A 15,788-nucleotide genomic window follows, 5' to 3' on the forward strand; every position below is an offset into this window, starting at 1 on the left:
TTGCACATTTTATGATTAAATTTGAAGATAGGATTGGTAGCCTATGAAAAATTTACACAAAAGTCTGTAAAGGGTCACTTTAGACTCTAATGGTCATCATCATAGCTAGCTTTATGTGACTTACCTTCTATATATGATGTAAATGCAATTAGTAGTGCTGAAACTACAAATACTATATGAATCGCCGCAGACCATGCTAAATCTCTGTTTGATGTCTGAGATACTTCTAAAAACTTTTTAAGTAATGATATTGATGATATCCCTATAATAGATCCAGCAATTTTTAGTTTTACGGCATTTGGTGAAAGTTTCTTTATCCATACAGGTTGGCCACCGTCTTTTTTTTCAAGATTCATTTTACTAACAAAGTTTTCATAGCCACTGATTACAACTATTACAACAAGGTTAGCCACAAGAACTACATCACAAAGAGTTAATGCAAGTATGATTAGTTGATCTTCATTGAAACTCTTAAAAGAGGTAAATAGATGATATAGCTCATGATATATTTCATAGATAAATCCAAATAGGACTAGTGATAAAAGTAGATATATAGGGGCTTGAATCCAGCGGATGCCAAAAATAAACATTTCAACGATTGATAGTAGCTTGTTTATATATTTACTCATTAGTTCAATCCTGTACTATTTAAAGCTTATAAACTCAAAGATATCTGAAAATGAAATTAAAAGCAACGATGGCGATCTTTAAAATAAATTGAAACTAATTTGGATAAGCGCTAGATAAAATAGGATAAGTAAAAAAGATAAATTGTCCAATATTAACTAAATAATGACAAATAATGCTTACTTCGATTCTTTTAGTTTTGATATATGCTAGACCATAAATAATACCTGCGATAAAAGCAAGTATTGCAAAGAATATTCCAGCAAAAATAATATGTATAGAAGCAAAAATTAGAGAGGTTATTAGAACCGATAAGGTAGGAGTAGTATAGTTTTGAATCTTTGTTTGAATAAACCCACGCCAAAATATTTCCTCTGGAATACAGGTAAATATTAAGTTTACAAAAATGAAGATTAAAGTATAGTGAGTTAGTTTGAAATCGTATTTCACAAAGCTAAATATATAGCTTATAGGTAATAATACCAATATTGCTAGTAAACCATATAAAATCCCTAATTTTAAAGTTGAAAGTATTTCGTTTGGTTTAGATAAGAGTTTAATCTTTGATGAAAATACTATTAGAATAAGGTATGTAAGTATTAAGGAGTTGTAGTTTAGGTATAATGAAAAAGGAATTGCATCTGACGAAATATGCACATTTTTGATAATACAGATATTATTAAATCCAGGCAAAATATGTATATAGTTCGAAAGCAGAAATATAACAGTAATAGTAAAAATAGGGATGGTTATAATCTTTTTATTTTCCTGCCTAGAGCTTAGGTAAATTAGTATCGCCGATAGAGTCACTATTAAAAATCCAATAGAACTAATTATCCCACTTATAAGAGCTAGGACTAGTGATATAAGAAATAAGATATTCCCTACGTTCCTACATTTTTTGAACCATAAGCTAAATAGAGATATTAATATCAATACATAGGTTAAGTACATTAATATAAAGTCCTTTTTATTCTGATGCGACTTTTTTAAGTAGCTCAGCTATTTCTGTATGAGTGTTAGCTTTAGCATCATCTATCGGTTTTCTATTACGTTTATCCTTAGCATTAATATCAGCTCCCTTGTTGATAAGATATTTTACTACATCTATATGACCTTCAGCAGCAGCTAAGTGTAAGGCAGTTCTTTTATCATAATCACCTTTATTAATATCAGCTCCTAAAACAATAACTCTTTTGATTTCTGATATATCTCCTGTACTAGCTGCCCAGATTAGCTCAAATGTTAGATTTGACTCTGCAGTCATGCGATTCTCTACAGGATTGATTTTATTACTACAATCTATATGGTCATAATTATGAAAACTAAATTTATCTACTAATCTTTTACTAAACTCAACTCCTCTAGCAGAGTTATGATTAGAGTCTAGTCTCGGTGAGAATATAGCAAAACCGCCAACATTAGGTATAGCGATAACTAAGGCACCAGAAACACCTGACTTTGCAGGTAGTCCAACAGAAAAAGCATACTCTCCAGAGAAGTCATACATACCACATGAATACATCATTGATAAACAGTTGCGTACAGTCGTTGGAGAAAAAACCTTCTTATTAGTTAATGGGCATATACCTCCATTTGATATTGATGCCATTATTTTTGCCATTATTTTTGCATTTACTTGTATAGAGCATGTTTGGAAGTAAAAGTCTAAGGCTGTGTGGATATTTGCTCCTTCAGGGAAAGCGCCAACTTCTTTCATATAGTGTGCAAGAGCATAGTTTCTATCAGCGGTCTCTTTCTCAGAGTGATATGTAGCATTATCAAAGCCAGTTGAGTCACCTCCAGCAAGATCTTTCCAAACTTGAGTAATATATTCAAACCTATTAGCAAGATTCCATTCAGGTTTTATTAATGAGCATGTCATAATAGCGCCGGAATTAATCATAGGGTTATGCGGTAGGTTATATTTATTTAGTGCTATAGCATTAAAGGTTATACCACTAGGCTCTCTACCAACATGTTTATGTACTTTTTCCTCACCATTTAGTTCTGTAGCTATACAATAAGTTATTGCTTTTGCTGTTGACTGAACACAGTAGGGCTGAAGATAGTCTCCTATAGTTATCATCTGGCCATCAACACTACAAAAAGCTACCGCAAAAAGATCTGGATCAATCCTTGCTAGCTGAGGTATATAGTTAGCATTCTGGCCGGATTCATTTTTCTTAGTTTCGCTATATATTTCGATAATTTCTTTTTTAAAGTCTTTGAAATCAGGAATGATAAAGCCTTTATTAATAGATTTTTCAATAAGGCTAATACTATCAGAACTAAAGTCTAGAAAAGCTTCGAAGTCAATTTTGTCAACACGTGAGAAATCATCCAGTTTTGTAATAAGTTTATGTATTCGAGGATCGTCTGTAAGTATCCCAGAGTCACTTAAAGCATTTAAAATAACATTTTTAGTAATAAAACCATCTTTATCACAAATAACATCAAAAATGTTTCTGCAATAATCTTCAATAGTTGAGTAGCTTGTCATTGTATATTACCTCTCTATCTATAGTAGGTTTTAAAGAATAATGATTGTGTGTATTCTACAGAAAAAAATGGTGTAGATAAGTTTTTTGTATAAATATTAGTTGATAGTTGCTGTTGCAAGAGCTATAGCTACTAGGTATGGGTCAGAGTTTGCACCAGGTCTTCTATCTTCAAAGTATCCATAACCTTTTAATGCTACAGGCCTAGGTATTCTAATAGAACAACCTCTATCTGCATCGCCAATGCTGAAAGTTGACATATCAGATGTCTCATATTCACCAGTCAATCTTTCATGTAGGTTGAATCCATAGTTTTGAATATCTTTAGCGTGATTTTTTTCTAGGTTTTTAACAATGTCTGCTATTGCTTGCTTACCTTGTTGAGGATCTCTAGTTTTCTTAGTAGAGAAGTTAGTATGCATACCAGCACCATTCCAGTCACCTTTGATAGGCTTATTATCAAATGATATAGTAATATCATACTCTTCGCCCAGTCTTTCTAATAACCATCTAGCAATATGAGTATGATCAGAAACATTTAGTATACCTGCATCTTCTCCTTCAACACCTCTATAGCCTATTTGAAACTCCCATTGGCCAGGCATCACTTCAGCATTGATTCCATAGAATAAAACACCAGCATCTAAACAAGCTTGCATATGAGCCTCTACTAAGTCACGTCCAAAGGCTTTGCTTGCACCTGCGCTACAATAGTATGGGCCTTGAGGACCAGGGAATCCAGTTGTTGGCCATCCTAAAGGGCGCCCATCTTGGAACATAGTATACTCTTGTTCGAATCCTGCCCACATTTCATGTTCTTCATCAGTGTTTTCTAAGATTTCTCTTAATTTAGCTCTATTATTTGTTTTATGAGGTGTTTTTCCATCTGGATTATAAACTTCACATAAAACTATATAACCACACTCTCTTAGAGGGTCAATAACAAAGTTAACTGGTTTAATTATACAGTCTGAATCATCGCCAGTAGCTTGATTTGTAGATGAACCGTCGAAGCTCCATTCAGGGAAGTCTTGTGGGCTAGTAATTTCTTTAAAAGGTAAAACTCTTGCTTTTGATCTAAGCTCGGGTACTGGATCTGTACCATCAATCCAGATATATTCCACGGTTATTGTTCTCATTCTTATTCTAACTTCCTTAACTTTTGTTGGCTCATATAAATAATATTCAAGTGTCTAAAAAAAGTAAATGATAAAGTAACAGCATGGCTATTGAAAATCACAAATTATGGTAAAACACAACCATTTTTAGCTAAAGAGTTGAAAAGTTATTTCGTTTAGTTGTAGTTTTATATTTGCTTTTTTAGCGCCTTTTATAGAAAGGTCTGTAGCAAGACACATTTCCAAGCATTTAGATATTGTATTTGAGTCAATCTTATTGGCTAGACTTGTATAGTACTTCTGTTTTGATTGCCATATATTGTTATCTTTAAATATTTTTTGATGATATGTCATCTGAGTGTTTTTAAGTTGAGAAAGGATTCTTAACTCTTTTTTTAGACACCATAATACCAAAGGAGGCTTATCATTCTCATTTAAAATATTGTTCAAAATTTTCAAAGCTTTGGCTCTTTGCTGCATCAAGATAGCTTCAGAAAGATCAAACACATCATAATTTGAATGCTCATGAAGAAATGGGCGTATTGAATTTTCGTCAAAGGAAGGAGTACTTTGTCTTGATAGAAGCTTTAGTATTTGTTTCGTGGCGATAAGGTTACCTTCAGTTTTTTGCGCTAAAAGCTCTATTGCTTGTCTGGTGATGTCAAGGCCTAAGCTTGTGACTTCATTTTCTATGATATTTACTGCGTTAGTGAAATTTGGTTGATATATTCTTATATGTATGGCTTTGTTTGCGAGACTTTGGAACCATTTTGCTGAAATGTTTTGTTTTTTCATACCACTAAAAGCAAGTAGATAAACATTTTCATCATCATTTAATAAATTTTCAGTTAGAGCGTTTTGAAGATTTTTTTGAGGAGGCTTTTCAACATTAAATTGGATAAATTTATCCATTGAAAATAGGCTTAGACTGTCGGTTTCATTGTACAAAACATCAAGATTTTGCTCAGTTAAATCATAGTGAGATATTTCAAAATCCTTTTGCTTAAACGCTTTGGTTATTTTTTCAATAATATTATGCTTCTGAAGGGGTTCGTCTCCGGTTACAATAAATAGCTTATAGTTTGTAAGATCATTTTTTTTGAGAAAATCGAAGTAACTTAGTTCCATAATATTAAAAAATTTTAACTATTTATAACAAGTATTTAGTTTACTATATTGTATGCAGATTAAAAAATTTAAAAAGTGGTTTAAATATGAAAAAGCTATTTGTGATATTAATAAGTTTGATAATGCTATTACTTTCTGGATGTGTAACAAAACCAGATAATATACAGCCAGTTAAAAACTTCCAAGCAAGCAAGTATCTTGGTAAGTGGTATGAGATAGCTCGTTTTGATAATAGTTTTGAGAAAGGTATGACAAATGTTTATGCACAATACAGCTTAAATCCTGACGGTTCAATAAAGGTAATAAATAGTGGAGTTACTCCTTCTACAGGTAAGAGAAGTTATGCAGATGGTGTTGCAAAGTTTGTTGAAAATAAAAATATAGGGTTTTTAAAGGTTTCTTTCTTTAGACCTTTTTATGGAGCATATATTGTATTTAAGCTAGATGATAATTATAAATATGCTTATGTTGCTGGTAATAATAAAGATTATTTATGGCTACTTTCTAGAACTAAAACAGTTCCACAAAATGTAAAACAAGACTTTATTAAAAAAGCCAAAGAGCTTGGGTATAATACTAGTAAACTTGTGTGGGTGAAACAGTAAGCTTATAAAAATACTTTTCATTTAAATAACTCTTAAAAAATGTAAAAATATATATACGTTTTTTCTACTTTGTAAGTACTTGTGTCTCAATTATATAAACTTAATAAATTTGATCTAAGCTGGTTAGTTGTTAGTATAGGAATGGCAGTAGGGGCTGGAATTGTTCTTGTTCCAGTGAGTGTAGGTGTTGTAGGTTTTGCTGTTTTTATGGTATCTATTCTAATAGCCTATCCAGGGATATACCTTTTCCAAAAACTTTACATACAAACACTATTTGAATCTAAGCATCCTAAAGACTATAAGGATGTTGTTGCTGAACTATTGGGAGATAAGTGGTCTGTATTTTTAGGTGCTTTATATTTACTTATGATGATCATATGGACTGTGATATATGCTGAGGTTGTAGCGAAGTCTTTGGCATCATACTTATATATGTTCCATCTAACGACAAATCCACACCTTGAACAGAGTGCTTTATATAGTGCTATTTTAATGATTGTCTTAATATTTTTGGGAGTCAAGAGTCAGAAACTGTTTGTACGGATATCTACATTTTTAGTAGCTATATTAATTTTGGCAATTATTATAGTATCTGTTTCTTTGATACCTTTATGGTCAACTAGTAATCTTTTAGAGCTACCTGCTAATGGTGGTGAGTTTGTTGCTAAAAGCATTATAATGCTACCATTTTCATTAACATCGATTTTATTTATTCAATCACTAAGTCCAATGGTTATTGGCTATAGATCTCATTATAGTTGTAAAGATAAGAGCTTCATTTTAAATAAAGCGCTCAGGACTATGAGTATAGCATTTATTATGTTAGTTATTGTTATTGGCTTTTATGTCTTATCTTTTTCTTTGGTTATTCCAAAAGCTCAAGCTTTAGAAGCAACAGCAAATAATCAATCTGCTTTTATATTGTTAGAGAAACAGGGGCTATCAAACAATATATTATACATTTGTGGAATTATTATTAGTCTATGTGCCATTTTGACTTCTTTTTTAAGTATCTTAGCGGGGATGGAGGAATCTTTAAGAGGTGTTTTGAGGGAAAAGTTTAAAAAAAATGGTTTAGCTATCGAAGGTAAAGGATTATTTAGTCTTAATACTATCGTAGTGGCTATCATATTTCTACTAACATGGCTTTCTATAGTATTTAATGCACCAATATATAAGCTAGTACCTTTGTCTGGACCTATTTTTGGGATATTGGGTTGCTTAGTGCCAGCATATATTGTTTTTAAAACGCCAAATTTGAAGAAATATCGTACTAAAAGTATTTATTTTATTATTTTTATAGGAATTGTCTTGGTTATATCGCCACTTTTAACTTCAGCGTTGTCATAGATGTTTTTAATTTAAAAATCTGCCACTTAAGATATAATAGAGTCATAGTATTTTAAATGTCCGCATGAAGGCTTTGTCAACAGAACTTAACTAATGGAAAAACTAGCAACAAACTATGCTAAGCTTAAAGAGCGCTTAAAAAATAAATATAACAAAAAGTTAGATAAACAAGAAAACGATACTGATTATTCGACTAATAATTATCCAAATATATTAGAGTCATTAGATGAACTTCCCTTTTTGATAGAGAGCTTTTTATTTTGTAATGATAAGGATATTTTTTCTAAATTCTATATAACGAATGAAGAGAGAAGATTTTTTGTGCTAGTAAAGGCAACTTTAAAGGTGTCTAAAGAAAAAATAATAGTGACAATATTTTCTGATCTATGTGATCAAGATCAATATAGAGATAGAATATTTATCTTAAGAAATAAAGCTAAAGAAGAGCATGATCAGCCAACATATACGTATGTTGTTAGACAAAGTGTTCTTAGTGAGATATTACATAGTTTAGATACAGATAAGAACTATGAAAATGAAGAGTTAATTCTACGCTTTGATACCCAAATTAAAGAAGCCATAGCAATGAAAGTTACAGATATTCATTATCGTGTTGGGAAATCTCAAGCTAGAGTGGAATATCGTCTTCATGGTGAAATACAGTACTATACTAATCTTAGTAGTGAACTATGTACTAGTATGATTAGGGCATTATATAATGCCAAAGGATCGGAGGGACAAAAGGATCAGCAATTTAACCCTAAATCAAGACAACAGACAATTATAGAAAGATATATTAATGGAAAAAAATATAGGCTTAGGTTTGCAAGTGCTCCAGTAGAAAGTAGCGAAATGAATACTAGCCAAAATGAAGCTATAGACGAATTTATAGTATCTTTTAGGATACTGTCTACTGATAAGTCAGCTATCCCGAATTTAGATGTTCTTGGTTATAACAAGTACCAAAAGCAACTGCTAGAATCTAGTTTAATGATAAAAGATGGAGCGATTATATTTGCTGGCACAACTGGTTCTGGTAAGTCAACATCTTTAGCGAGCCTTATTTATAAACTTATTAGTAATTCAAAAAATAAGATTAGAATATTATCTGTAGAGTCTCCTGTTGAATATATTATAAATGGTGTAAGTCAGCTGATTGTCCATGAGTCAGCAAATATGACCGAGGAGCAGATCTCACTTGAATACAATAATGCGCTTAAAACATTAATGAGATTAGACCCTGATGTTATGATGTGTAACGAGATCAGAAATCAAAACACAGGGGATTTCTTCCAAAAAGGTGTTCAGTCCGGTCACCTTATGTTGACAACAGTACATGCTCAGAGCACCTTACAAATAGCAAAGAGACTAATAGCTATTGGTATGGATAGAGATGTTGTTTTGACTACATCTTTTGCAAAATTATTGATATATCAACGACTAGTGCCAATGACATGCAAAAAATGTGCAATTACAGCAAGTGAGTTTAAAGAATTTGAACCTGATAAATATGAGTATATATCCGAGGCTTTAGATAATATTATATCGTATTACGGTTTATCAGAGTCGATTCTTGATAAGGTTCGATATAGGAATCCTAATGGGTGTGAGAGTTGCTCAGGTTTAGGTATCAGTGGCAGAAATGTTGTTGCTGAGGTTTTACAACCAGATGAACAGATTATGCAGTATCTAGAAGATAATGCCATTTTAAAAGCAAGAGAGCATTGGCTAAAAAACTTAAATGGTGTGACTATTATAGAACATGGTTTGCAAAAAGTGTTTGATGGAGATGTCTGTCCATGGGTACTACATGGAACAGTTGGCTCTTTTGAGCAGGATTTTTCTATTGGTATAAAAAATACTAAATGGTTATATGCAAAACAAGCTTAGTTTTGTATTATATGGTTACAAATCTACTTATAGGTGATTAAGATCATTGTTTGGTAAAAAAAGAAAAGATAGCTTATATTCACAGTTCAAAATTAATCTTTTAAAAATGCAGTTTAGTGGAGCTGTGAGAGCCGATTTTTATAAAACTATGGCAATGATGCTTGGCTCTGGATTTGATATTGGTGAGTATCTGGAGAGAAGAAAAGTCTCTATTATTAAATTTAAACGTAAATATTTCGATAATGAACAATATTTGGTAGAGATAATAGATGATATTTTATTTAGATATAACTCTCTAGGTTTTACTTTTTCAGAAGCTATAAAAATATATATAACTAACCATGAGTATATGATACTTAGCTCATCCGGAGATGGTAATATAGAGCAATCATTAGAAAATATGATAAGTATTTCAGCAAAGCTTAATGAGCTATCTTCAGCTATAGTTAAAAGTATGATGAAACCTATATCTTTGACCGCTGCTATTATTGGTTTAATGTACTTTTCAGCAACGAAAGTTATGCCGATTATTGTGAGTAGTATACCAGCAAAGAATTTGCCAGCTTTTACAATGTCTTTTTATAAATTCAATAAAGGATTTCTAGATCTATTACCTTTTTCTATAGCAGGAGTTTTTCTTATTGTATTGGGGTTTTATCTTGTGCTTCCTAGGTATAAAGGGGGCTTGAGACGTTCATTGTTTGATTTTTTTCCAGTTTTTTCGGTTTACAAAAGTATCGTGGCGATTAGGTTTATGATTTCACTATCACTTTTGTTACAAAATAAACAAACTTCCTTAAATAAAGCATTGATGATTATGCATGATAGGGCTAAGCCATATTTACAAGACTTTATTAAAATGATAATTATGAAAGTATCTCAAGGTACAAATCCTGGGGAGGCGTTGTCTCGAGTGTCTTTATTTAATCGTAGGATATCTAGTATGATAGATATTTATACAAATAGTGGTAAACTAGAAATAGGACTAAAAGATCTTTCTTATGAGTACTTAGAGGCCCAAATGACAAGTATCAAAGCAAAGTTTGGAGCTTTGAATATTATAGTAATGCTTTTAACATCTTTATATATATGTGCATTTATGTGGTCAATATATGCTATAGGTATCGGTGCTACAGGATCTATGTAGAAGAGGTTTTAAAGGATATTTTTAATTCGTGAGGATAAAAAATATTTAAGCATTTACAAATCATAAGGTTTGTTTTTTTGGAAATATATGTTAAAATTAATAGACTATTAAGAATTTATATAAAACCAAAAAGGATTTATTAGTGAAAAAAATAGAACAAAAAGGCTTTAGTTTAGTTGAATTAATGATAGTGTTAGCGGTAATTGCTTTTCTAGTAATTGCTATTATGACAATTTCTAAAGTGATCTGGGGTAAAACAGACGCATCATCTATGGAAAATGATATAACAATCTTATCAGAAGATATCCATTCGTTATATTCAGAGACTGGAGGTGACTATACTGGGCTTAATAATAAGATCTTACTAAAACAAGGTATAGTACCATCAACATTAATTATTAAAAACTCGGATGATAAAATTGGTACCGTATGGCACTCTAGTAATAGTAAGTCATTATTAGATGTTTCTAGTAACAATTATGATGGCGGTAGTGGTTATAATATAACTTTACACCAGATTCCAAAAGGTGGTTGTGTAGATTTAGCAACACATTTTATGAAAAGTGCAAAAATAAAAATTGATAACCAAGCAGCATCTAATGTTTCTGATATAGCTGGTGCTTGTCATGATAATGCTAAGCTAGTTTTAAACTTCTCTTAGGGTTTAGATTATTTTATTGCTTAAATATTTGATGTGATGAGAAAAATAAGAGGTTTTTCACTTCTTGAACTAATAATATCTATTTCAGTACTATCTTTTATTATTGCTATTTTATTTGTCTTATTTAAACAAAGCTTTAAAGATGACTATGTAGATAACCTTTCATATAAGTTTGCTGAATATGTCTCAGCAGTTAAAACTAGAGTCTTAGAAGATAAGAAAATACAATCAGGCTCATATTCAGGAACTAAGTTTGTAAAGTCTTCTAAAGGTTGTAAGGGTGGTTTAGCAGATAGATCTTACCTTCCTTGTGATTTAAGTATTAAAAGTCGCTTGCAAACGAGTATTAAGAAGCAAAGTGGTGTTTTAAATATAGAAATTAAGTTAAGTCCAAAGAAAAAAAGCAAGCTTGAATTGGCAGATTTATTTTTAGATACCCAAGACTATTTTGAGCAAATTGATTCAGTGACATCTTCAAAGGCAACGGCTGCATTTAGCATCAAGAATAATAGCTTGTTAGCCGATATAGTTGTACCGTATCAGGGAGATACTTGGATAGATATCTATGGTGAGAATAAGCCTTACGCAAATTTATATTTTAGTTTAGATGCCTTAAGTCGAAATATAAGAAATTTATTTGCAATAAACCTGATCGCAAACCCGGAGAATAATAAGTCAACAATAGCATCATATATGGATCCTAATCAATCTGTTTTGGCTCCGTTGACAATAAAGTTTCCACAAATTAATTTAACATCAGAGAATAGCGAAATTGGAAATAAAAAGACAAGTAACGTTAATTTTAAATATAATTCATTAAATTTTGCTACTAATGAAAATAGTTCTCTTTATTTAGGATCTAAGAAAAAAGCTAATGTTTTTATGGATGACTTTTATGTTCCTTTTCTTGTTCATAAGGTACCTTTTAGTCAGCTAGATGACTATGCTGTAAATATACTTTATGTTAATACTCGCAAATTTGTTAAAGCTGACCATCCTTCAATAAAAATTTCTAAAGGCAAGTATCAGGATGAATGTAAAGATGGCAGTTTAGTGCTTGAAGCAAGTCTTCTTAATGCTCTAACAAAACTATCACCAATAAATTTACAAAAATATAGTGATGAAATTAAAATAGATAGTGTTGATGATGTAAAGTTTTCTAAAAAGAATACTATATACTCTATGCCTACATCTTCACAGAGAAATATAACAGTCAATCAGAACAACTTTAGTATTAATGTACCTGATGATATAGTGTCGGGACAGCTACAAATTGTTGTGTATTGTAATCCTAATTAAGTAAAGATATTGTATAAACTATTGGATAGCTATATAAGAAATGAACCAGATTAGAAATATAAAGAAAATATCGCAAATTAAAGGTCTATCTTTGCTAGAAATATTGATAATTTTGGGAGTGATAACATTTTTTATATTTCTTAATTATAGGTACTATGCAAATGTGGAATTGCGAAGAGAAGCCGATCAAACCACTGAGCAGCTTATACAATATGTAGACGCAGTTGAGACATATTTATCATTAAGTACATCTAGGCCAACCTATCAAAATGGAGTGAAGTGGCTCAAGGTTAGAAAACTACTTCCTAAAAACTATGAACTAACATCATTTTTTCTTAAGAAAGATAGTATAGAAGCATATGTTACAAGGCTCTCCAGAGATAGTCTTGTTGCAAATATAAAAATAGGACCTTTAAAATATAAGGATAAGTCTAATGCTATTGCTGATCGGGTATCTCAATTATTAAACAATCATTTTTTAGCGGATAAACAATTAAGTGGGGTTAGTTCTATCTTAGCTAAGCAAAACTTTATTAAAATAAAAATAGTGTTTCAACAGCTAAAAGACCCTTGGCTAAGAGTAGATGGGGGCAATAGTATGAAAGGAGATCTGACTTTCAGTGGACAACAAAGTACTATCTCAAATATGACAGATTTGGACTTTGTAGGTGGAGGGATGGCAGCTATCACATCTGTAAATACTAATAGTAAGAGTCAGCAAGAAATAACGATGTATGGTGAACCAACATTTAATATCTCTTCGAATAATATATATTTTAATACAAATAAAAATATTGAGATTGATGTTTCACAAGCAAATATTGGAGCAGATGCCGAGAAGGTCTATTTTTCATCAAATAATAAAATTAAATTAGGAGATGTTAGGTTTGATGTATTTGACAAGCAGAGTGAAAATCAAAGAACTTATCTAAGTGACTTTTTATCACTTTTTGATGCTCAAAAAATTCAGAAAGTGTCATTAACTCGTGATAAGCCATCTACAACAATTTCATCAACATGTAAAAAAAATCAAGAATCCTCGTTATTTGTATATGTTACAAACTATAGCCAAAATACTCACAACTATGGCTGGAGTGATTTGCGTATTGATTTACCTATTGTTTCTGATGATAACTACGTTGGTAAAGGAATCCAAGTTGATAAGGTTGGTAAAGGCTTTAAGGTAGAAATGTTGAAAAATAAACAAGGCGAGTATTATTATAGTGACGTAGAACTTTCTGCCATGTTAGTTTGTAAATATTTAATTTATGGTGGATGATTTGATGTTGGAGTTTGCTAGAAAAAAAGGCTTTTCTTTATTAGAAATAATAATAGTCCTTGCAGTTTTATCTTTCTTACTTTTGATTTTTTATAGAATTTTAGTAAATGTGAATATCAATAAACAAAATCAAGCATTAAGCCAACAAATTTTGAGATATGTGTCTTTAGTTGAAAAAGAGGTTTATTCGCAAAAGAATTTTCAAAATATTAGAGCTATTAATTTTAAAAATAAGCTAAATTGCAAAGTGACTCATAATGGTTTAGATAAAATACAGTGCATGATAAATATTAAATCTAAGTTACTAAAAAAAGGTTCGATGTTGACATTATTTAACCAAAAAGAATCAAACCTTCCAAATCAAAACCAAAGTATAGTAGTAGCACAACTAAAATTTGATATTGATAATGATAAGACCAAAGAGGGTGATTTAGATGCTAGCTTAGTTATGAAGCATCTTAATAGGCAAAATTTTGTAAATATCAACTTTAAAACAAAAAAGAGCATTAGCTTAAAAGATAAGCACATAGTTATAATAGAGTTAGTCGGTAAAACAAATGCCGGTAACTGGCTTGATGTGTCAGGTAAAAACTCTATGCAGCAGTCTTTAGAGTTTTTGTCAAATGATCAACCTCATTATATAAAAAATGTGGCAAAACTTCTATATGGTAACCAGTCGATCTCTTATGTAAAAGGTCAGGGAGAGACAGATATATTATCCTCATCTCTTAATTTAGATTCAAAAACACGAACATCAATAAGTTCTAAAAACTTAAATGTAAACGCTAATAATATTAAATTTAATGGTTTAAATCAAAAGAGTGAGGTTGAGATAGCAAACAATCCAGGTGAGCATGGTAATGAGCTTACAATGTATGATCTTAATATTAAAGAGAAGGGGACTAGTAAGAAATTTTCTCAAAGTAAGGTTGTAAAGAGAAAAATAGTTATTTTGGGTACTAAAGAGTATGATAATGTTTCTCCTGATAATCAGATTTCTCCTGTGCAGAGGTATAATGAGAAGTGTGATAAGAATACTGGTGGTAAATTTAAGCTAATTGTAAATGTACTAAGCTCTAAAATATATACTTCAAAATATATAATCAAAAGAAAAAAACATGTGTCAAAGACAGTTTATACGCCGAAAATTACAAATTCTGATAATAATATTCCAAAGACTGAGTCTGGTGTTTTAGTGACTTATACCTATGGTACGATTCTTATTAAAGCAATAAATGGAATCTATAATATTCAAACAATATCAGTATGTGACTATTCTAAATCTTGATAACTGATTATAGTATGTTTTAACAAGTTTGATAATTGGTTATATTGCAATGAATCCATCAAAGAAAAATGTATCACAGAAGAGTTATTGTGGATGCGTTATTTGATAGAAAGAAAAGCTTAGAGTAGCTAATTAATTTGATTCTATTGTATCTTTATCTAAAGACTGGGAGTCAAAGAAATGAAAAACCACATTTTTAAAGTCATTGACTGTAGTTTCAAATACTTTATCATCCTTAATGATAAGATAATTAAAACATAAACCAATAATATATGTATCTAATAGGTGTAATAAGCGTTGCTTTCCCTCCTTAGAAAGACTAGGAGTAAATTTAGCAGGAAAGTTAGCTGTCCACTCATCAAGTGAAGTTTGAATAATATTATTAAATTTAGCTCTATATTTTTTATTATGTTGACAGTGCCCAACAAAATAAAAAATTAAAGCGGCATATTCGGGAGATTCTTTTAATAGGTTAACAAAGTAGTCAATATAATCACTAATGAAATTTTTAAGATTTTCAAATTTTTTTAGAGTTGGCTCTTTTTTAGATACTACTTCGCTGGAGGTTTGTTTTATAAAACAATCAAGGATATATAAATATAAATCTTCAATCTTTGGGAAATAGTGAAAAAATTTGCCTTTGCTAAATCCACAAGTTTTAATGATTTTAATAGAAGATATAGCATGAAACCCTTCATCTTTGGCTATTTTATATGCTGCTTGAAGTATTTCTTTTTTCGTTTCTTCAGCTTTACTCTCTTTTTTTGCTGTAGTCATAGATTCTTTCCGTATTTATTTCCTTTGTATGGGATAGTGCTATGTTTTCCGATATGTTTTTTCAGAAAAATTATCGTTAATTTATCATAATTAAATAGAAAAATCTTTATGCGTTATA

The 15,788-nt window shown here is 30.8% G+C and carries 14 protein-coding genes; 8 read left to right on the plus strand and 6 right to left on the minus strand.

The window, feature by feature from the left end; genetic code table 11:
- Positions 1-86: 86 nt before the first annotated feature.
- The 5 genes from AB8E56_RS05425 to holA all read right to left on the minus strand — a co-directional run bounded on the left by AB8E56_RS05425 (position 87) and on the right by holA (position 5,374).
- Positions 87-629 carry a TIGR00645 family protein gene (locus AB8E56_RS05425; RefSeq protein WP_329478808.1) on the minus strand — a complete coding sequence of 181 codons (543 nt, stop codon included), beginning with the start codon at positions 627-629 and terminating at the stop codon, positions 87-89.
- 94 nt (positions 630-723) lie between these two features.
- Positions 724-1,284, minus strand: a complete 561-nt coding sequence (locus AB8E56_RS05430; protein ID WP_329478810.1) for a CPBP family intramembrane glutamic endopeptidase — start codon at positions 1,282-1,284, stop codon at positions 724-726.
- A gap of 313 nt (positions 1,285-1,597) precedes the next feature.
- Positions 1,598-3,130: a glutaminase A gene (gene glsA / locus AB8E56_RS05435; protein ID WP_329478812.1), complete on the minus strand. Its 1,533-nt coding sequence runs from the start codon at positions 3,128-3,130 to the stop codon at positions 1,598-1,600.
- Positions 3,131-3,226: 96 nt separating this feature from the next.
- Positions 3,227-4,267: a glutamine synthetase beta-grasp domain-containing protein gene (locus AB8E56_RS05440; RefSeq protein WP_329478814.1), complete on the minus strand. Its 1,041-nt coding sequence runs from the start codon at positions 4,265-4,267 to the stop codon at positions 3,227-3,229.
- 126 nt (positions 4,268-4,393) lie between these two features.
- A complete protein-coding gene (holA, locus tag AB8E56_RS05445; RefSeq protein WP_329478817.1) occupies positions 4,394-5,374 on the minus strand; it encodes a DNA polymerase III subunit delta in 981 nt (326 codons plus the stop codon).
- Positions 5,375-5,460: 86 nt separating this feature from the next.
- On the opposite strand from holA, the gene AB8E56_RS05450 reads away from it, so the two are divergent.
- The 8 genes from AB8E56_RS05450 to AB8E56_RS05485 all read left to right on the plus strand — a co-directional run bounded on the left by AB8E56_RS05450 (position 5,461) and on the right by AB8E56_RS05485 (position 14,893).
- Complete coding sequence (locus tag AB8E56_RS05450; protein ID WP_329478819.1) at positions 5,461-5,979, plus strand: lipocalin family protein; 519 nt, start codon at positions 5,461-5,463, stop codon at positions 5,977-5,979.
- A gap of 141 nt (positions 5,980-6,120) precedes the next feature.
- Positions 6,121-7,329 (plus strand): aromatic amino acid transport family protein, encoded by a 1,209-nt coding sequence (locus tag AB8E56_RS05455; protein WP_329478872.1) that lies wholly within the window; start codon positions 6,121-6,123, stop codon positions 7,327-7,329.
- A gap of 93 nt (positions 7,330-7,422) precedes the next feature.
- On the plus strand, positions 7,423-9,219 hold the full coding sequence (locus AB8E56_RS05460) for an ATPase, T2SS/T4P/T4SS family (RefSeq protein WP_329478821.1): 1,797 nt from the start codon (positions 7,423-7,425) through the stop codon (positions 9,217-9,219).
- Between the two features lie 46 nt (positions 9,220-9,265).
- Positions 9,266-10,366 carry a type II secretion system F family protein gene (locus AB8E56_RS05465; RefSeq protein ID WP_329478823.1) on the plus strand — a complete coding sequence of 367 codons (1,101 nt, stop codon included), beginning with the start codon at positions 9,266-9,268 and terminating at the stop codon, positions 10,364-10,366.
- A gap of 142 nt (positions 10,367-10,508) precedes the next feature.
- The gene (locus AB8E56_RS05470) at positions 10,509-11,027 is read left to right on the plus strand and encodes a type 4 pilus major pilin (RefSeq protein WP_329478825.1); all 519 of its coding nucleotides are present in this window, start codon (positions 10,509-10,511) and stop codon (positions 11,025-11,027) included.
- A gap of 36 nt (positions 11,028-11,063) precedes the next feature.
- Positions 11,064-12,326: a prepilin-type N-terminal cleavage/methylation domain-containing protein gene (locus AB8E56_RS05475; protein ID WP_329478827.1), complete on the plus strand. Its 1,263-nt coding sequence runs from the start codon at positions 11,064-11,066 to the stop codon at positions 12,324-12,326.
- A 163-nt stretch (positions 12,327-12,489) separates the two neighbouring features.
- The gene (locus AB8E56_RS05480; protein ID WP_329478831.1) at positions 12,490-13,605 is read left to right on the plus strand and encodes a hypothetical protein; all 1,116 of its coding nucleotides are present in this window, start codon (positions 12,490-12,492) and stop codon (positions 13,603-13,605) included.
- Positions 13,595-14,893 (plus strand): type II secretion system protein, encoded by a 1,299-nt coding sequence (locus tag AB8E56_RS05485; RefSeq protein ID WP_329478833.1) that lies wholly within the window; start codon positions 13,595-13,597, stop codon positions 14,891-14,893. The genes AB8E56_RS05480 and AB8E56_RS05485 overlap by 11 nt, the downstream gene beginning before the upstream one ends.
- Positions 14,894-15,025: 132 nt before the next feature.
- Here the strand turns inward: AB8E56_RS05485 and AB8E56_RS05490 are convergent, their stop codons facing one another.
- Positions 15,026-15,670, minus strand: coding sequence for a TetR/AcrR family transcriptional regulator (locus AB8E56_RS05490; RefSeq protein WP_329478834.1), 645 nt, complete (start codon positions 15,668-15,670; stop codon positions 15,026-15,028).
- Positions 15,671-15,788: the final 118 nt, after the last annotated feature.

Origin of the sequence: Francisella sp. 19X1-34 (genome assembly GCF_041102755.1) — a bacterium.
In the GTDB taxonomy this organism is placed as follows: domain Bacteria; phylum Pseudomonadota; class Gammaproteobacteria; order Francisellales; family Francisellaceae; genus Francisella.